Origin of the sequence: Phocaeicola plebeius DSM 17135 (genome assembly GCF_000187895.1) — a bacterium.
GTDB lineage: Bacteria > Bacteroidota > Bacteroidia > Bacteroidales > Bacteroidaceae > Phocaeicola > Phocaeicola plebeius.
The window spans coordinates 487,429-506,209 of the sequence record NZ_DS990119.1 but is presented as its reverse complement, the minus strand read 5'-3'; the positions used below and the strand labels follow the sequence as shown (position 1 = coordinate 506,209).

Sequence of the window (18,781 nt, the reverse complement as noted above, 5' to 3'; positions counted from 1 at the left end):
TCTCTCTTGTTGTTCAGGCATATTAGCTCCTTAGCTCCTGCTGATTTCCAGTCCCTTGTTCGACAAGTGCATCTCCACGAAGCGTGCCCGGTCGTTCGCCCGGTATTCCGTCAGAATCCGGCGGATACGCACGGCCGCATCCGGATCTTTGGCCACCATGTATAGGTAGCCGCCCCCACCGGCACCCGGTAACTTGTATCCCAGACACAAGTCGTCAATCCGTTCCGTCAGCGCCTGCACGGCCGGCGGGTTCGTACCCTCATCCAGCCGCTGGTTCTGCATCCATGTCTTCCGTATGAGTCGTCCCGTCTCCTCAAAGTCATTCCGCAGGATGGCGTCGTACATGTCCATGGCATGGCCCTTCATCTGCTCCAGCAAGTGCAGGTGACGGTTCGAGTTCAGGAACATCCCCTTCACAATCTCCGCCAGAATGCCCTTGGCCGTGCGCGTGATGCCCGTGTAATACAGCAGGTGACACTTGCGGTACTCGTCGCTCGTGAACAGGTAGTCCGGCAGCCAGCGCACCTTCGGCTCCTGGTGCCATCCCGGCTGCGTCTGCAACAGCTTCACCCCGTGCAGCACACCTCCGTACTGATCCTGCCAGCCTCCCCCTGTGGTGAGCAACTGTTCCAGCACCAGCGTACGGCTTCCGATTCCCTGCTTGTCCCAGTTCAGGCCGCAGAAATCATTCAGCGCCCCTAACACCGTAGCCGCTAAGATGGAGCTGGTACCCAGTCCCGAACCCGCCGGAATGGCCGACAGCAAGGTCACCTCGATACCCGTGCCGAAAGCCTTCAGCTGTGCCTCCAGCGAAGCAAACCGTTCTGTGGAGAAATCCGGATGGAATCCCGCCAGCACCAGTGCCGCTTTCGGAATGGAGAACGGCGAGCCTACCTTGCGGTAATCCTGCAACTCCTCGTACGTGGAAACCACCTCCATGGCTCCCAGGTCAATCGAGCGCAGCGTAATGCGGTACTCCTTCGACGGTTTCACATACACCTGCAGCGGCGGTTGCCCGTTCAGTTCAATGGCCAGATTCACCACATTTCCGCCCTCCATCAGGCTGTAGGGTGGGGTATCCGTCCATCCCCCTGCAATATCAATGCGCACCGGGCTGCGCCCCCACACAATCTGGTCGGCATACACCGACAGCTTCGGCTGCTGACGGTAATCCATCGTGCCGGTCAGTCCCTCTCGCATCAGGCCGAACGCCCGTGCCTCCAGTTCCTTCGCCTCCGGTTTGCCCTCCAGTTCGCACACCTTCGCGCGGAACATCGCGTCGTTAATCCGCTTCAGCAGGGGAGACCCCTCCGGCAGTTCCTCCGGCAAGGCGATGCCTCCTTTGGCATACGCCCCGGCCGCCTCCTGCAAGTCTATCTGATAGAACACGCTCCGTTCCTGGTTCCTGGCCAGCAGGCTCCAGTTCTCCTTGCGGAACACCTCCCGCTGGGCGAACAGCCGTCGCAGGTTGGCATACGCCGAAATCTCGTCGGCCGACACCTTGCGTGCCTTCATCCAGATAGCCCGTCCGGCTTCACCCTGTCCGCCGTCCGTCATCCATTGCAGCACCGTTCCCAAATCTTCTATCGAGTCCGTCACCGGAAAAATCGCTGCCCCCTGCAAGTCCTCACAGCCCCGGATTTCGTCCGCCGTCAGACCTCTTTCCGCCAGCCATTCCGTTACCGGACGGCCTAAATATGCTGTAGAAGCCTCCTTCAGGCTTCCCTTGAATTTATCGTTAAAACCGTACGGACGTGCGGCAAACTCCTGTTCGCCCATCGGCACCACGTCGATGCACACCCCTTCGGGCACGTTCAGCGCCCAGTCGTTGCGCGGCACCCCCGTGATGATGTTCCGGCTGTGCAGCTTCCAGTTCCTGCCCACGTGGCTGTTTTCCACCCACACCTCCGCGTTGTCGGCCGTCAGCGGGAACTCCATCTCCGCATTCTGCACGAATACCGCCGGATGCGGCTTCACCTTGTGGTGCATAATCGCCCGCTGGTCCGTCACACAGTTCTGTACCGCCAGCGTCGACGAAATCATCTCCCGGCTCGTACCGTAATGGTGGAACTCACCGCCCGGCAGGGGCAGGATAGCCACCTTCAGGCTGTTCAGCTCCTCATCCACGATGCGCGGATGCGCCCCCAGTGCCAGTCCGAACTCCGAATACATGTCGTAGAACTTCACGCCCCCGTCCTTGTCGGTCGAGTGTTTCACCATCAACTCGATGGCGCGGTCGCTCAGCAGCCAGATACCGATGTCCATCAGGAACAGGTAATCCTGCATCAGCCCCGCCATTTCCTCCACGCTCGGCTTCTGCAGCATGAAGTCCAGCTTCTCCGGTTCCTTCCGCGACGACACGAACACCCCGTGGTTCTTCGCCAGTTCCGGGTCCACCCACAAGCCGTAGCACACCACGTCCACATCCGGAATCTCCTGCAGCGGCTGGGTAGCCCGGATGTACACGTCGCCGCTCGCAATCAGGGTGTGCAGTCCCTCCGGCGCCCGCTCCATGATTTCCTCATACAGCGGCAGCTGCAGCGACAGCAAGTCCTGTGTAAGCTTCTGTCCCCGTGCCCAGCGGAACACCGGAATCGGCGTCAGTACCTTGCCCGATGGCGCATAGCCCGGCAAACGGCGGCTCTGCCCTCCGGCATGCAGCAGGATACGCTTCTCCCGTGCCAGCCAGTCGCCCAGTGCGGCATTCTTATCCTCTTCCTCCCGGCAGGCATTCAGCAGCCAGGCCGTACCGCCCCCTGAGCCCAGTTTCCGTCCTACCGGGTCCGATGTGCAGAACCACTCCTTGCGGTCCGCGTGCATGATATCGTGAAAACACTCCACCAGATTCGGTGGCAGCGACAACAGTTTTTTCATATAGTTTGTTCTATTCTTCTGATTTCATCCTCCGTCAGGCCGGTAGCCTGTGCAATTTGCGCGGTAGTCAGTCCTAGTGCTTTCAGGTTACGGGCAATAGCGGTTTTTTCTTCCGCACGACCTTCCGCACGACCTTCCGCACGACCTTCCGCACGACCTTCCGCACGACCTTCCGCACGACCTTCCGCACGACCTTCCGCACGACCTTCCGCACGACCTTCCGCACGTTCCGTCATGATGTTGTCACGCAGAATTACGATATTGTCCAGATGCTTGTAATACGCCCTCAGCTCCTCCCGGCTCATTCGGTCCAGTTTCAGTTGCTCCTTCACCGTGTCCAGTCCCGGAGCAGTTGCATTCTCGGGCACATTTCCCGTGTTCAGGTAGTAAATCCACTCCTCCAGCGGCGTTTTGGCCACCCGGTTAAAGTCGTTCACCTTCAGGATATAATACTCCGGATAGAGTTGGCTCACCTTGTCCACCTTGAAAGTCTGTTTTTGAAACGGGCTCAGTTCCAGTACATCCCCATTATGGATTCCCACGAACTCCGTCTTTCCGTGATACACAAAATCCTTCCCGTGGCCTAGCGAGAAATACACGATGTTCACGCTGTACACCTTGCGCACCTTCTCATATCCCTCACCCCGGTTGATGTATTCCGTCACCAGCTTGGATGCACCGAACAGCATGCGCTGGAAATACGCATACTCATTGTTGTTCTGCACCTCGATGAGCACCAGTTCACCCTTCGAATTTTCAGCCAGCATGTCCACGCGGTTGTACTTGTCAAACTCATCCTCCTGGTTGCTTTCACTTTCCAGCAGTTTGTGAATGGTCACCTTTTCTTCGAGCAGGGTAGTGAGCAGTCCTTCTAGCACCGCGTAGTTAGCTTTGTTACGCAGCAGACGCTTCATGGCCCAGTCAAAACGAATATAATTTTCCATACGGCAATCAGTTTTCAGTCATTCTTTCTACAAAGAAAATGAATAATTTGCAGAAAAACGTGCTGAGAGAAGAATAAAATTTTCCAATTGTTCAGGGGAAGGCACCTATAACTTCCGGTTTGCTTTCCCCGTTTATTGTTTTTATTCGTAATTTTGTATTTATAGCCGAGCCTTGATTATCAGGACAAGGAATTCAGGGGATATATACAGGAATTCCAAGGTTCAGGCTATACGGGGATAAACAAAATAGTTAATAGTTAAAATTTAAAAGCATTTATTATGAAAGACAAAGTGTGGATTATTTTTCTGATGCTGACATTAGGGTTTATGGCCTATACGCTAATTTACTTTGACCACAGCGGATACTACAGGGTAGCAGTAGAAAAAGGAGCAAATGTGTATCGCTCAGTGTTCGTTTCGGCAGACAGCATAGATGTGCTGCCATTTGATACAGTAGTGAAAATTGAAGGATTTGAGGGACTTAGTGCGGCAGAAATGCTTGTCGACGGGCAAACAGTGTATGTGAAGAAAAGCGACCTGGAAGTAGTGAAAAGAACCTATGATATATGGGGAGTGCTGCAATACCTCTTCTATTTCATTATTTTATGCATAGCCCTGAATATGGGATACAAGTACATGCGTAAACACCATGTCAAGCAGCTGGCCCGGTTGAAAACAGGCATATATGTCGTAGTTACGATAGCCATAATCGGAGTGATGATAAAAACGCTGACCGAACCGTCAGATCCGCCAAGACTGACTCCAGAGGCCAAAAACAGAATTACAGTTGAGATGAATATCGATGGATTCAGGCCGTCGACAGAGAGGGAAGTAGAGGTGCTGTGTCATTATGACGATTATGACTTCCTGGTAAGAGATGATTGCACCAATCAGTTTGTGGTGCCTGTAAACGGTCTGGCCACTAAAGTGAAAAGACTGGATCATCTGAACGAAGATTTTACCTATAACGTGAGCAAGAAGAAACTCGATGGATACATGGGTAAGGAAATATGGCAGATGGCAGAAGAAGTGGGCGACTATGTTACCGGGCTGGGACTGGTATACGACTTCCCTTATCTGGTTGCCATCGAAAACGGTGAAAGAGTGCAGGGAGTAAAGGTTGTGACTAACCAGATGGGAGTGATTCAAGACATCCAGTATAATGAGAAAGAAAGATCGTCGAACATATTCAGCAAGCTTCCTTTTTATGAAACCATAGCCTGCAAGAACATGTATGTGTCTATCTCAATCACGGGAGACAATAGCATCTGGGAAAGACTGACTGTTGTAGGAATCAACTTCTTTCTGCTGGGATTCGTAATACTGATGATAGCAAGAACAGCCAGTGTAATATCCCACTGGATGGGAGAAAAGAGCTTCAGCGTAAGAACATCAGTGAAAGTCCTGATATGGGTAGTCTGCGCACCGTTTATATATATTTATTCGGTCGCACTACTCGATTTTTACCACAGCTGGTGGATTATCGTACTGGTCTATATCTTCACCATTATATCCATGACGTTCGAAATGGGTACTGAAAATGCAGCCAAGAGCATCTACAAATGTCCGTCGTGTCAGAAAAACGGCGTCTATGCCCCAACCGAAAAGGTTATCCGGCGCGTTCATACCAAAACAGTATACGACTGGAGTAGAGGAAAAACAGAAAGAGGCATCAGAATACCAGAGAAAATATGCACACTCGATGTGACCTACATCATGGAGGGAAGATGTAACGAATGCGGATACGTCGATACTAACACGTATAAGCGAGAGAAAACCGTGACTGGAACTACCGAATGTCCGCTCTGTCATACCACTTTGAAGATCACCGAAGAAGACGGTGTGCATTTTGAGAAGTGCCCGAAATGTGACTTTACGGCAGTCATAGTAAAAACAAGACCGGCAAGTGCCCCCACAGAAAATCCGTTTGCTCCTATAAAAGACGAACCGAAAAGCAGCAACGAAGAGTCGGAGCACGAACAAAAAGAACGAGAAAGAAGAGAAGAGGAAGACCGAAATTTCTTAAACCATCAATTGCAGGAAAACAAGAGAAAAGCCCAAGAAGAGCACGATAAACACCTTGAAGAAGCTGAAAAGGCTAAGTTCTATAAAGGAAAGGCCGAAGACGCAGACGATCCGGACGAAGCCAGCGAGGCCGCAGAAAGAGCTAGGCGTCATAGCGAAGCAGCAGAGAAGAGCTATAAAGAGCATGAAGATGCCGCATCCGAAGCAGATTCCTGCGGTAGACAGATGCTGTAATATCTGTAAAGAATAGTTCTGTTAATAAAAAAATCTCCCGTTTCTGCGGATTCCTAGGGCCGTAGAAACGGGAGTTTTTTGTAAAATTATAGCTTGCTGTACCTCACGGCAAATCCCAGAATTTCAGCAAAGTAGATTAGCGGGATGATGAAACCAGTCGCCATCGATACGTGGTCGGCAATGAATCCCATCAGCATGGGAGCAATGGCTCCCCCTACAATCGACATGATCAGATAAGAAGAAGCCTGCTTGGTGTGCGACCCCACATGCCGCAAGGAAAGAGAAAAGATAATCTGGTTTTATCAGCTTTTCTGCATCTGTTGCTGGAACGTGATTTCGATGAACTCTGCTGGCCGGCTGATGGCTACCAGTACGCTGACGCGCAGGATACCTTCCAGTATATCATTGCCCGTCATCGTATCCCCAAACCCCACATGTACCTCGAAGGCTTCTTCAGGAGTGTAACCTGCCAGTCCGCCGCGTTTCCATATGCTGCGCAGGAAGTCCTCTATCATGCATTTCATGTTCATCCAGGTATTCGCATCGTTCGGCTCAAACACGTAGGAACGTACGGCGTTCTTCACCGAAATCTCCAGGAAATTCATCGTGCGTCGTACATTGATGTACCGCCAGTCCTGCGAGTTTCCGTCCAGTGTGCGGGCTCCCCATACCTTGCTCCCTTCACCGGGGAATGCACGGATAATGTTGATAGCTTTTCCGTCCATCGGCATGTTATAGTCTTCCTGTTCCCTGTCGGTTATATTTACCGACGGCATGCTGACATAATTGACAGATACATTGGCAGGCGCTTTCCATACGCCCCGTGTGTGGTCTACCATCGTGTATAGTCCCGCCATGGCTGCCGAAGGCGGAAGCTGGTTCAGGTAGTCTTTGACTTTCTTTGCAAGCAGCCTATATTCAGGAAGATACAGCATCAGTGCTTTGTGCAGGTTGTTGCGGTGCAATGGTCCGTCGCTTCCATTCTTCTTTATTTCTTCGATTTCTCTTCTTATATAGGCATCAAGCTGGTCTATGCCGGTTTTAAAATCTTGGGAAATGTTCAGCTTCATCATTTCCCCGTCAATGTCGTTTTCCGACAAAACCGTTGTGTTTAGCCACGGATAATAGGCTGCCCCATAGGCCAGGAAATTGTTTCCCACATTGGCACGGAAGTCTTCTGCCTTTCCTTCATAGGGCAGGTCTAAAATGGTGAAACGGTTGTTTGCGGCGCAGTGTGAAAGCATGGCCGTGTAGAAGTCGGCATATTCTTCAGTCTCCACCGCTTCGGGAATGACGAGCAGGGTAATTTCCGCTTCCTTATTCAGCGCAGGCAATACCGTGTGGTTCACGGTATCTTTGTCGAGGGTTCCCGTTGCGTAATCGCCTACGGACACAATGTAGCAGGTGCCGCCGCCATTTGCGAAAAACAGTTGCAGGTGATAATACAGCGTACAATGTTTGTTGGTCAGTGTCGCTTGAAGTTTTTTTTCGCCATAGCTTACTGAAAGTATGGTAGAATTCTCGTTTACATCCGCTACAGATATGTCAAAACTGTGTATCTGCGCTCCTCCGAAATATTGTTCATATTCCGTCATCGACGAAATCCGGACAGGTTTGTTCTTTAAGGATTCCGTTCCATTCTGTGCTTTTTCGGTCAGCCCGATGAATACCGGGATAGCGGTTTCGGCTACCACTACGGAGTTTCCGAAAGCGTTTTTCTCCTTGATGTAAATGCCGGGTGTCTTATATTCTCCCATATTGTTCTCTATTTAAATATTTAACGTGTACGATTGTTGTCAGAAACGTCCGTTGAAGTAGTCGTGTTGAATTCGGATGCGGTATAATATACTTCTTATTCGTCGGGATTTCCACCACTGGAAGATCCGCCGCCTGTACCGTCTATTGTGTCCTTGGTTGGCATCGGCTCAATGCAGCTTGCCATGATGTCCATCAGTTTAGACAGTCCCTCGGTCTGGGGTTGCTGGCTTGCGGACACATGAACCTGATATTTGTCCGTCTGATTGGTCGAGCGGGTGTTCTCGCGAGAAGTGCTCACCTTATCGCTGATTTCGGCTTTCACGAACCATCCGCTTGAGATATTTGTTGAAACATCAGATGACATGTTATCTTTGTTGGTCTCAGTAGATGTTACTTCCATCTGAAAATCGATGTCAACACGATCAACAAGCAGAGAAGGTATAGGAACCAAGCCTATGAATGGAGCCTGAATTTTCTGCTCTTCCGTCACGATAGATTCGTTTTTCTGAATGGGACTCTCGACCTCCGCCTTTGCGGTATCAATAATGTTCTGGGCCTCTCCTGCTACATTATCAGCCGGAACACCTGCATCGGATTGTAGTCCCTGATTCAATTTTTCGTCAGCCATAACTTTTGGTTTTTAGTCGGTTATTAAATGCTTTTTACAAAGTTGTCTATGATTCTTGAAATACTTTCAGGCGTATCCTGAACCTTGAAGTTTGCAGTAACCTCCATTACATCATCATCATCCGGTTTGATCTGACAAATATAATTATATATTATTGGAATTCAGATTTTCCAGTGCAAAAGTTACAAAACTGTATATGGTGAATACCTTCGTCTATCTCCACTTTGTAGTGCCGGCCCAGGCAGTGCACCTTGCTCACGTTGGTCAGCTTGCACAGCATACCGTTCGGTTTCGCAAAAAAGAGTCGACCTGTCCCGTGATACCTGTGATAAATCCGTCTTCTATAAACGAGAATCTCCTGTTTCTGCGGTGTCTTATACCATAGAAGCAGGAGAATTCCACTTATTGTTTTGCAATATGTACTTTATCGGTTGCTTACATTTTTTTCTATGCTGATGCAATTTTGTAACGTTTGTTTGTTTATCTCGGTTTGGTGAATCATCATGATGGCACATCTCCTCACCACATTGGTGATAGCCCCTCCGGATAATTCTGTCTCAGCAGCCATTGCGATAAGTTCTTCAGCATCCTTCCCAAGCCATTGCGAGGGTAACATGTTGCGCCAAAGGGCAGCCCGGAGTTCCTTATTGGGCATCGGAAAGTAGATAATGGACTGGAAACGACAGGAGAAAGCTTCGTCAATGTTGGATCTCAGGTTAGCGGAAAGAATCACGATACCCGGAAAATCTTCGATACGCTGAATCAGATATGCTACTTCCTGGTTGGCATCACAGTCGTTTGAGGCATTGGTAGAAGAACGCTTCCCGAAAAGAGCGTCAGCCTCATCAAAGAACAGAATCCAGTTGTGCTTCTCTGCCAGATCGAAAACTTTGGAGAGATTCTTTTCTGTCTCACCGATGTATTTCGATACTATCAAGGAAAGGTCTACACGGTATACATCCATGTGGTTCTTTTTGCCGAGCAAGGTGGCGGCAAGGGTCTTTCCGGTTCCCGGCAGACCGTAGAATAGGGCACGGTATCCTGGTTTTAGGATACGTTTCAAGCCCCAGTCTTCCATGATTGTATGCTGGTGCTCAATCCAAGTATTGATATTTTCCAGCGCCTCTTGTGTGGTGCAATCTACTATCATGTCTTCCCATTCCAGCGGTGTGGTGATGCGTTTGGCTGGAAATCCGATTGTATAGTCGGGTTTGTATTCTTTGTCCAACAGGACATGGCTCAGGAACTCTTCGGAAGGACGTAGCTGGCCACTTAGGAAAGGTTCGCCTTCACCGCCTTCTTTCAGGCACAGGATATTCTGAGTGTAAAGCCAGTGGTCCTGCTGGAACATGCGGATAACGGTCTTTTTTTTCTCTATATCTTTTCCGGCGATGATGAACGAGGCAGTCTCACCGGTAGGCAAGAAACCTCCGTGCGACAGACCTTTCCAGCCACCGAATTCAGTATATTGGCGGTTGAAATCCTTGTTCTGTACAAAAAAGATGTCCAATGCTTGTGGACAGATATGTGGCATCAGGGCCAGCATGATAGCTACCCGTTCACCGAACGTGATTTCTTGTTGGTCGGTCATTTCTTCCAGCCATCCGTCGTAAGGCGGTATGACTTCCTCGATAGAAGTAAATTCACATCCTTGATGGAAGTAGAGTTGTGTGGCGACGGTCAATATTCTGTTGAACCAGTCAATATGTGCTGTCATCATAGTTCTTTCTTTTATTTTACATTCATACCTTCGTGGGCAATGACCAGCGTCTCGATGGAAGTCGTGTTACCTCGCCTACGTTTGAGATAGATACTATGAAATAAAAACTCGGCAAAGGCCATGCCTGTGTGCTTGTACTCTGTGTAGATTCATTCTCTGTCATACTATTTTAGTTTTTTAATAGTTATCATTTGATTATCTGTTTTATCTGCTTTTCTGCATCTGCTGCTGGAACGTGATTTCGATGAACTCTGCCGGCCGGTTGATGCCCACCAGTACGCTGACGCGCAGGTTTCCATACGTTGTGCAGGAAGTTCTCTATCATGCATTTTTCTCGGTCAGCCCGATGAATACCGGGATGCCAGTTTCAGCCTCTACTAGAGACTTTACGAAGGCGTCTTCCTCTTTGATGTAAACGCCGGGTTTTTGTATTTGCTCATATCTTTATTTATTTAATAGTCATATTGAATCCGAGTGCGGTATAATATACGTATGCAGTTAGAATCTTGTGTATCATAATGGCTGCAATTTACTGTTTTCTTGTAGAAAAAGCAAGAGTTTATCTATACACACGGAATACTTTTCGGAAAAAATAAATGCAAATTAGAAAAATGGACAAAAATTCGTTTTGCTTTATAATCTACATTTATTTTACATTGGTAAATATGGATTTTGCAATTTGAATCTTCATTCTATTATTAATTTTAAAAAAGTAGCATTATGACACAGAAAATGAATTTAGCGCTGGGAGTCAATTTTGACTTGCTGGGAACCAATCTTGCAGGCATTTATCAGAAGACAGAGAACTCAAGCGAATTATTGCTTATGCCTACCATAGTCAATTCTTCTAATGCAATATCGTTGGAGAAAATAGCTAAAGAACTTGAAGATGTTTTTAAAATAGAGGGTGCGGATAAGAGTATCGAGAATACTGTGAATAGTGTACAGAGTGCAGATAAACCTTTTGACTGGGGGAAAATTCAGCTTCAGTTGAAATCCGCTTTTTTGTACAAGAAAGTAACGAGCGGTGCCAAGAAAGCTTCGGAGGCTGCCGGTGAAAACGGAAGTGCTGCTGGTACAGACGTTGCTAAGACAGGCACAACCGATACAGACGTGACCGAATATGCATTTGCTATTTCTGTAAACCTGGCCGATGCTTTGCCCGATTTAGGTATAATAAAGATAAATAATCTGTTTGTAGGCGTTTGGAATACAGAAAGAACCGGTGTACTGGCACAGATGGGCATTGGTGAAATTTCGACTATGTTGCAGCAGTTGGGTTAACGGTTACTGAAATTTCAGGCAGAAAGTACGTGATTCTCTGCCTGAAATTTATCTTCCACATCCGGGCTTATACTTTCAAGTATTTAAACTAATGGAAAATTATGAAACAGCACATAAACTCTATTCTTTTGGCAGAAGGTGAATTATTCGGCTTTCCGGCTACTTTCGGTATCGGTCGTATGCAGGGTGAGCTTACTGTGGTGGGCTCTCTCAAGACCCGTGGGAAACGACTGTCCGACCTGATGAACTCCAAGGAAGTCGATGCATCAGCCTTGTCCAGTCATCTGTCAGTCATTCCGTCCAATTCAACCGATTTCTCAGCAAACTTTGTCCACTTGTCCAGTCGCACTGCGTTGTCGCTCACCTTTTCCGGTCTGAAGTGCGGCATCACACTTTCCGGTGAATCCCGCCAGCTTCTTCTTTTGCTGGCTACAGACCGTCTGAAAAACGGTAAAGCGTTCGAGCAGGCAGTGGCCGAAGTAGCCGGATGGCTAGGAATCAGCCGGCTGGCACTGATAGCCCGTCAGAATGGAGCCGGTCAGGACCTTCATCTGTTGCAGCAGTTTTTCCCCGACTTCAAGGGAATAGAGTTGTCTCCGGCCTGTGCAGCCTATCAGCTTCTGGCATTGGGAGAGTTCGACCTCAGTCTGAACGACTTTGGGCGATGCATCCGGCAGCTCACCGGACTCCAGACCGTGCGGTTCATGGTCGGAGGCAGTCTGTCCGACCAGAGTTTCGGGGCTCAGTTGTCGAGCGGCCCCATTGAGACAGAAGGATTTATTTTCGACGGTTTGACCTTTCAGATTCATAAATCCGCTGCCAGTTTCTTTTGTGCTGTTTCCGGAACCTTTAAGTTCAAGCTCGACGGGCAGCCGCTTTCTTTTACAATGAGCGGTTCAGCTTCCAACGCCTCTTTTGCGCTTTCAGCTTCGTCCGATGCCCGTATACCTCTTAACTCCCGTCTTTCTTTTTCCGATTTGGGTCTCAGTATCGGCGTCACCCCTTCCGGATTGACATTAGGCATGATTGGGCGTATCAATACCCCTCACATGTCGTTGTTTGGAGGCTTTGCGTTCGGGCCTTATCCTCCTAAAATAACCTTGCTTACGGCAGCTCTTACCTCCAATAAGGGGCGTATATCCCTGCGTGACCTGGTAGTCGAGGTTGTCGATATCCAGTGGGATGCGTTGGAATGCCTGGATGTGATAGCAGTAGGCGATTTTGACCTCACAGAAACCCGCCTGGCCGGGGGAGGAGTAAAACCCATACCCTCGGATGTCTCTCTGGCAGAGTATGACACGGCTCGCCAGAATCAGGTACGCGACGTCGTAGCCGATTTCAATCGTCAGACAGATTCCACCCTGCACATCACAGGCGAAGCCCAGCTCACCCCGTTAGGAAACGATACCGGCCAGTACATACTGACCGACAAAGGTACCATGCGCCATTACCGCATCGACTGCAACGGAAAAATCTCTCTCAACTGCCAGTTGTACATTTGTGCCGAACCTCTGATGGTGGGCAATAGCCAGCTTCCGGCAGGATTCTTCATCAGCGGTACCCTCGAGCTGTTTAATAAGAAAATCCGTTTCCTCTTCCTGGCCGATAAAGGCAAGTCACTCGTAGCCCTTGTCCAGATGGACAAGATTGTTTTGGGCGATTTCTTTATCCTTGAAAAGTCTCAGAAAACCCTTCCCATTGAGCCGATAAACGGAGGTCTGGCCGGTCAGCTGGTCCAGGCTTCCAATGACGGCCCTGTGATGTACCTCAACATCCAGCGTGAGAAAGGCGAGCTGACCTTCTATTTGAATGCCTACATCTCCATCCTTTCCATCTTTAAGCTCGACACCTTGGTTCTCATCAAAGACCGTATGGTATTTGTGAACATCGAATACACCTATTACGGGTTCAAGACCGTGCTGAACCTTCAGGGAGGAATGACAGATTTTGCCTCTGCCGGATTCAAGCTCAGCATCGTGTTCGATACTACCGGTTTTCTGGAAATCATTCAAAAAGCCCAGGAACACCTGAAAACCGCGGCCGAGAGCGTGAAGTCCAGCATCGAAGAAGCCACCCGTAAGCTGGACGAAGCCCAGCGTGAAGTAGCCAGTCTGCAAGGACAGATTGACAGCTTCAACCGCCGGATAGAAGAATGCCGCCAGATAATCCGTCATACCAAGTGGTATAAATTCTGGATTAAGGCTGCCCGTGCCGCCGAGATTGCCGGACTCGAGATAGCCAAGGCCGGTGTGAAGGTAGCCATCGGAGTGGCATACAGTGCCCTCGAGCTGGCCAAGAAAGCCCTTAAGTTAGGAAGTGATGTCGTTGGCGGTGTACTCAATTCGCTGGCCCGTGTCATCGGGGCAGTCACCCAGTTGCTCTGGATCAAGTCATTTGAGTTAGGCGCAGAACTCACGGCATCCACCCGCGCCCTCTGGGGCAAGCTTGTGCTTACCGTGTTAGGAAAAGAAGTCAGGGTAGAGAAGAAGCTTAATCTCGATAACCTTCTTGAAGACATCAAGTCCTTCGTCAGCCAGTCGGCTACCAGCGAGTCCGACAAGGGACTGGCTGACCTTCAGCAAGGCAAGCGAGCCATCGGAACCGATGAAGCAGTGTTCGATCCTTCCTTGCTGGCAGCCTGTGCCGATATGCGCCAGACCCGTGAAGATTACGCCACCCTCCAGCAGCTTCGCGACCGTATGGACGAATTCTTCCTCGATGCCAACAATGCCTATTTCGATGCCTATAATGAAGAAGACCCCTATGCCCGCGAGAACGCCTGCCGTCTGACCTCACTCCGGTGGGAAGAAGAAGTATTCCGTCAGCAACACGTCGATGCTTTCGATTCCGATTTTGAGTCCTCACTCTCCAATCTGGTTCAGACCCTTCGCTTGGAAAAGCAAGCCAGCCGTGCCGATATATCCGACGATATGGAGCAGCAGATGGATACCCTGCTCGATGTAGTCCATTCCTTGCGTGTGGAAAATGAGGCCCGTGCCTTGCGTACCCCCCGCGCTTCTTTGTTCGAGCGTCTGGAGCAGAACATCGAAACCTGCCATCGTGCCCGTCGCAGCCGTGCGGCCGAGAGTCACATTTCCGCAGCCGATGCCAATACACACTATGCAGACACGATGACCAAGCTTATAGAAGAACGTCTGGGCGACCAGAAAGGCGAGACCGCAGAAGAAATCCGCCGCACCCTGGCCATTGGACTTTATGAATTCCGTAACCCAGCCACATACCATAAACAAGAAAACAATGATACCACCGATGATGACGAAGATTTATAACCTCCTGTTGTGCCTTTTCGCCCTTCTGATTAGTCAGGAGATGAATGGCGCTCCCTCCAGTTTTACGCTGCTGGTCTATATGAACGGCTCCAATCTGGAAACCACTCATAAACAAGCCACTGCCGACATCAGTGAAATCCTTTCCGCGATGGAAGCCGAAAAAAACACTTGTCACGACAGCCTGAACGTAGTCCTGCTGTTAGGAGGAACCCGTCAGTGGCATACCGGTGACACTTTCAGCCTGACAGTGTCGCCCGACAGCCTTACCTGTGCTGTCATTACCCATAATAGTATTAAGACGTGGCAAACCTTTGAAAGAAGCAGCATGGGCAATCCCGCCACCCTGAGCCAGTTCCTCCGTATCGGGCAAAGTGCCTTTCCGGCAGACAATTACGGCCTGATATTCTGGAATCACGGGTCCGGTTCCGTTGGCGGATTCGGTTACGATGAGTGTTACCCCGACGACCGTTTCCTGTCTTTGCGTGAAATTGGTGAAGCGCTCGAATCCTCCCGTCTTCCCGATAACAAGAAGTATGCCTTTATCGGCTTCGATGCCTGTCTCATGGCTACTCTTGAAACCGCATCAGTCCTTTCGCCCTATGCCGATTACATGATAGCCTCGCAAGAGCTGGAACCCGGCGGTGGATGGGATTACCGTCGTGTCATTCCCCTTTTGGCATCCTATTCCACCTCTGCCGACACCTTTTATGAAAACATGGTCCGTTCCTACGTTGCAACTTATAAGGGAAATGATAAAGATGATAAAAATAAACAGTTCCTCGAAGATATCACTCTCTCCGTCACCCGGCTCGATGCCGTTCCTGCGCTGACAGCCAGTGTCGGACAGTTCTTTTCCCATCAGCTTGCCAGCCTTTCTTCGTCCGCATTCCCGCGCTTCTCCAAAGCCCGTTCGCAGAGCCGGTCGTTCGGCATGCCCGCATTCACCTTCAGCGGTCCTGATATGACCGATTTGCTGGACCTCTGCAACCGCCTTGCAGAGCCGTCCGACCGCAGCCTTCTTGATGACATACGTACCCGTCTGAACAATGCCGTTGTCTGCTCCGGCACATCCGATTTGCTCAATCCTAATTCCGTGTGCGGCCTTTCCCTCTATTTCCCCTGCTACAATTTCAGTCAGACCCGCTCGCTGGAAGAATACTATCAAAGCGGCTTCTCGCCCGACTATCTCAAGTTTGTGCAGGAATACGTCCGTCAGTGGCAGGCCGGCTATACCAGCACCACATCTTCCGCCTTCCCCGATAAGGAACTGCCCGATCTTCTTTCCACCGACATGATTCTGCACACCCGTAAGATATATGCCGTTCTGTTATCGCAGGCCCCCGACGGGCGATGGCTCTCCTATGGCATGGACGGCGACGGAGTAACCCTCAACTCCCTCGGACAGATAGAAAGCCAGTCGGCACCTCTCGGGCAATGGAACGGGAAATGGATCAGAATCGGAGGAAAAAACGTGGCTGCCTACATGACCTTTGCCGACAGCCGTTCGCTGCACTACACCGTCCCTGTGTTGTTCAATGGCGAACGCTCCGACCTGATTCTCCGTTATGACGAGAAAAATCCCGGTGGGGTAGTGGTAGGAGTCCGTCGTCATCTCAATGATCAGACTCCCGACAAAGGCATTACTACCATCAAGAAGAACGACCATATAGTCTACCTGTGCCAGGAATTCCAGCCCGATGACGACGCTTCAGTCCGTTATCAGCCTGTCGATTCCATTGTGGCCAAGAAAACGAAAGACCTGCGCGTTAACCTCACCTCCGTACCTTCCGGCACCTACCGCTACGGATACTGCGTGGTCGACCTTTACGGGCGCAAGCATTACACCCGTTTCACCGAGTTCAAACAATAATCATTCAGGTATTGAAGCTTTCTGCCAGAGCTTCAATACCTGTTTCATCTCATTCCGTTTCACATTTGGGCTTATTCCGCACACCCAGGAAAACGAATCTGTCGAGCAGCCTTTTCTGGTATTCTTTCCCAATCTTTAAGAATCTGCCGCCCACCATGACACAGTTTCCGTCAATAAATTTAATATGATCTATGTTGATAAGATACGAGCGGTGAATGCGGATAAATGCCTGTTCCGGAAGCACGTCCTGTATCAGTCTCAGCGGGTATGACAGCGTAATTTTCCTGTTCTTCACCGTATGTACATGGCAGTAGCTTCCGTTAGCCTCAATCCATTCTATTTCATTCATCGGCACATGCTCATAGCGGTTCTGATGATAAATGGCAGTATGCAGATTCTCCGACTCCATACACGTTCTCCCCTTTGCAGGCTGGTTCACGAGCTTCACTGTCAACTCAGTCGTATTGTCGTCGTGTATCACTCTTACCGGTATGTTCTCCATACCTTTCGGAAGAATAATGACCATCTCTTGGTTTAGTTGTTTCATTTTGTTATTGTCCTTTGTAAGTTTATAGCTTTCTTTGATGATGTCTGTTCCTCCATTTGTTGAAACCAGCTTATATCATTGGAACAAAATATTGAAAGCACTTTGGATCGTTTTTCATTAATCCGTACTGTTCGCTTTGAGGAACGATTCTTTATTCTTGTTTCTTAAATCTTTTCCTTTCATAACAATACCTTTTGAAATAATAGAAAACTCCTATTTCTACAGTTTATTGTAACTACAGAAATAGGAGATTCTCTTAAACTTCTTGTTAATTTAGTCTCTTCTAAAGATATCGCGAGTGTACACTTTATCTTTCACATCATCCAGACACGCATCGTAACGGTTGGCAATGATGGCATTGCTGGTAGCTTTGAATTCATCCAGGTTGTTTACCACTTTCGAACCGAAGAAGGTACTTCCGTTTTCCAGTGTCGGTTCATAGATGATGACCGTAGCTCCTTTGGCCTTGATACGCTTCATAACCCCCTGAATTGAGCTCTGACGGAAATTGTCACTGTTCGATTTCATGGTCAGGCGGTATACGCCGATTACACATTGCTTTTCAGCTTCCGGATTGAAGTCTCCACGATTGTAATAATCATAATATCCGGCTTTCTTCAGCACCTGGTCAGCGATAAAGTCCTTACGTGTACGGTTACTTTCTACGATGGCCTGAATCAAGTTTTCCGGTACATCCTGATAGTTGGCCAGTAACTGTTTAGTATCTTTCGGCAGACAGTAACCACCGTATCCGAAACTCGGGTTATTATAGTGCGTACCGATACGCGGGTCCAGACAAATACCCTGAATGATGGCCTGTGTGTCCAGTCCCTTCACTTCGGCATACGTATCCAATTCGTTGAAATAGCTTACGCGCAGTGCCAGGTAAGTATTGGCAAACAATTTCACTGCTTCTGCCTCCTTCAATCCCATAAACAATGTATCGATGTTTTCCTTGATGGCACCTTCCTGTAGTAAAGCGGCAAATTCTTTCGCTTTTTCCTCCAGGTGTTCTCCAGCGATAGCTTTGATAGCTTCGTTTTCTTCGTCTCGTCCGTCAATGAATTTCGGGAAGCCTACGATGATACGGCTAGGGTAGAGGTTGTCATACAATGCTTTGCTTTCACGCAAGAACTCCGGTGAGAACAGCAGGTTGAATTTCTTTCTTGCCAGGGCTGGAGTGTTACGGAACTTTTCTGCATATTTCACGTATAAGCTGCGGCAGTAACCCACCGGGATGGTACTCTTGATTACCATTACCGCATCCGGATTTACTTCAAGAACTAAATCTATTACTTCTTCCACATGGCTAGTATCGAAATAGTTCTTTACCGGATCATAGTTTGTAGGAGCTGCGATGACTACGAAATCTGCGTTTTTGTAAGCCGAAGCCCCGTCCAGTGTAGCAGTAAGGTTCAGTTCCTTTTCTGCCAGATACTTTTCGATGTATTCATCCTGAATCGGGCTGATACGGTTGTTGATTTTCTCTACCTTTTCAGGAATCACGTCTACCGCAACCACTTGATGATGCTGTGCGAGTAGGGTAGCAATGGACAGGCCTACATAGCCTGTACCTGCTACAGCAATGTTTATTTTTGTATTCATAG

12 protein-coding genes are annotated in these 18,781 nt (G+C 49.1%); 4 read left to right on the top strand and 8 right to left on the bottom strand.

What is annotated here, in order from left to right; all coding sequences use genetic code 11:
* Positions 1-30: 30 nt before the first annotated feature.
* Together BACPLE_RS03325 and BACPLE_RS03320 are read right to left on the bottom strand one after the other, a co-directional pair.
* Positions 31-2,874, bottom strand: coding sequence for a bifunctional fucokinase/fucose-1-phosphate guanylyltransferase (locus BACPLE_RS03325; protein WP_007558943.1), 2,844 nt, complete (start codon positions 2,872-2,874; stop codon positions 31-33).
* The gene (locus BACPLE_RS03320) at positions 2,871-3,818 is read right to left on the bottom strand and encodes a PD-(D/E)XK nuclease family transposase (protein ID WP_007558942.1); all 948 of its coding nucleotides are present in this window, start codon (positions 3,816-3,818) and stop codon (positions 2,871-2,873) included. The genes BACPLE_RS03325 and BACPLE_RS03320 overlap by 4 nt, the downstream gene beginning before the upstream one ends.
* 279 nt (positions 3,819-4,097) lie before the next feature.
* On the opposite strand from BACPLE_RS03320, the gene BACPLE_RS03315 reads away from it, so the two are divergent.
* Positions 4,098-6,077, top strand: coding sequence for a TFIIB-type zinc ribbon-containing protein (locus tag BACPLE_RS03315; RefSeq protein ID WP_007558941.1), 1,980 nt, complete (start codon positions 4,098-4,100; stop codon positions 6,075-6,077).
* Between the two features lie 86 nt (positions 6,078-6,163).
* On the opposite strand, the gene BACPLE_RS03310 is transcribed toward BACPLE_RS03315, so the two are convergent.
* The 4 genes from BACPLE_RS03310 to BACPLE_RS03295 all read right to left on the bottom strand — a co-directional run bounded on the left by BACPLE_RS03310 (position 6,164) and on the right by BACPLE_RS03295 (position 10,180).
* A complete protein-coding gene (locus BACPLE_RS03310; protein WP_007558940.1) occupies positions 6,164-6,304 on the bottom strand; it encodes a hypothetical protein in 141 nt (46 codons plus the stop codon).
* A 75-nt stretch (positions 6,305-6,379) separates the two neighbouring features.
* Entirely contained in the window at positions 6,380-7,834 is a 1,455-nt protein-coding gene (locus tag BACPLE_RS03305) for a phage tail sheath family protein (RefSeq protein WP_007558939.1), read from the bottom strand.
* Between the two features lie 95 nt (positions 7,835-7,929).
* A complete protein-coding gene (locus BACPLE_RS03300; RefSeq protein ID WP_007558937.1) occupies positions 7,930-8,463 on the bottom strand; it encodes a DUF2589 domain-containing protein in 534 nt (177 codons plus the stop codon).
* Positions 8,464-8,887: 424 nt separating this feature from the next.
* Positions 8,888-10,180 (bottom strand): ATP-binding protein, encoded by a 1,293-nt coding sequence (locus tag BACPLE_RS03295; RefSeq protein ID WP_040312411.1) that lies wholly within the window; start codon positions 10,178-10,180, stop codon positions 8,888-8,890.
* A 723-nt stretch (positions 10,181-10,903) separates the two neighbouring features.
* Between BACPLE_RS03295 and BACPLE_RS03290 the strand changes: the two genes are divergently transcribed.
* From BACPLE_RS03290 to BACPLE_RS03280, 3 genes are all read left to right on the top strand, one after another.
* A complete protein-coding gene (locus tag BACPLE_RS03290) occupies positions 10,904-11,467 on the top strand; it encodes a hypothetical protein (protein ID WP_007558928.1) in 564 nt (187 codons plus the stop codon).
* Positions 11,468-11,568: 101 nt separating this feature from the next.
* The gene (locus BACPLE_RS03285; RefSeq protein WP_007558926.1) at positions 11,569-14,757 is read left to right on the top strand and encodes an AAA family ATPase; all 3,189 of its coding nucleotides are present in this window, start codon (positions 11,569-11,571) and stop codon (positions 14,755-14,757) included.
* Positions 14,738-16,627, top strand: coding sequence for a clostripain-related cysteine peptidase (locus BACPLE_RS03280; RefSeq protein WP_167535714.1), 1,890 nt, complete (start codon positions 14,738-14,740; stop codon positions 16,625-16,627). The genes BACPLE_RS03285 and BACPLE_RS03280 overlap by 20 nt, the downstream gene beginning before the upstream one ends.
* A 49-nt stretch (positions 16,628-16,676) precedes the next feature.
* Here the strand turns inward: BACPLE_RS03280 and BACPLE_RS03275 are convergent, their stop codons facing one another.
* The gene (locus tag BACPLE_RS03275) at positions 16,677-17,174 is read right to left on the bottom strand and encodes a LytR/AlgR family response regulator transcription factor (RefSeq protein ID WP_007558919.1); all 498 of its coding nucleotides are present in this window, start codon (positions 17,172-17,174) and stop codon (positions 16,677-16,679) included.
* A gap of 273 nt (positions 17,175-17,447) precedes the next feature.
* Positions 17,448-18,779: a nucleotide sugar dehydrogenase gene (locus BACPLE_RS03270; protein WP_007558916.1), complete on the bottom strand. Its 1,332-nt coding sequence runs from the start codon at positions 18,777-18,779 to the stop codon at positions 17,448-17,450.
* Positions 18,780-18,781 lie beyond the last annotated feature (2 nt).

Excerpts from the sequence above, each read along its gene's own strand:
- BACPLE_RS03325 (WP_007558943.1), bottom strand. The coding sequence starts at position 2,874 with ATGAAAAAACTGTTGTCGCTGCCACCGAATCTGGTGGAGTGTTTTCAC.
- BACPLE_RS03320 (WP_007558942.1), bottom strand. The coding sequence starts at position 3,818 with ATGGAAAATTATATTCGTTTTGACTGGGCCATGAAGCGTCTGCTGCGT.
- BACPLE_RS03315 (WP_007558941.1), top strand. The coding sequence starts at position 4,098 with ATGAAAGACAAAGTGTGGATTATTTTTCTGATGCTGACATTAGGGTTT.
- BACPLE_RS03310 (WP_007558940.1), bottom strand. The coding sequence starts at position 6,304 with ATGTCGATTGTAGGGGGAGCCATTGCTCCCATGCTGATGGGATTCATT.
- BACPLE_RS03305 (WP_007558939.1), bottom strand. The coding sequence starts at position 7,834 with ATGGGAGAATATAAGACACCCGGCATTTACATCAAGGAGAAAAACGCT.
- BACPLE_RS03300 (WP_007558937.1), bottom strand. The coding sequence starts at position 8,463 with ATGGCTGACGAAAAATTGAATCAGGGACTACAATCCGATGCAGGTGTT.
- BACPLE_RS03295 (WP_040312411.1), bottom strand. The coding sequence starts at position 10,180 with ATGACAGCACATATTGACTGGTTCAACAGAATATTGACCGTCGCCACA.
- BACPLE_RS03290 (WP_007558928.1), top strand. The coding sequence starts at position 10,904 with ATGACACAGAAAATGAATTTAGCGCTGGGAGTCAATTTTGACTTGCTG.
- BACPLE_RS03285 (WP_007558926.1), top strand. The coding sequence starts at position 11,569 with ATGAAACAGCACATAAACTCTATTCTTTTGGCAGAAGGTGAATTATTC.
- BACPLE_RS03280 (WP_167535714.1), top strand. The coding sequence starts at position 14,738 with ATGATGACGAAGATTTATAACCTCCTGTTGTGCCTTTTCGCCCTTCTG.
- BACPLE_RS03275 (WP_007558919.1), bottom strand. The coding sequence starts at position 17,174 with ATGAAACAACTAAACCAAGAGATGGTCATTATTCTTCCGAAAGGTATG.
- BACPLE_RS03270 (WP_007558916.1), bottom strand. The coding sequence starts at position 18,779 with ATGAATACAAAAATAAACATTGCTGTAGCAGGTACAGGCTATGTAGGC.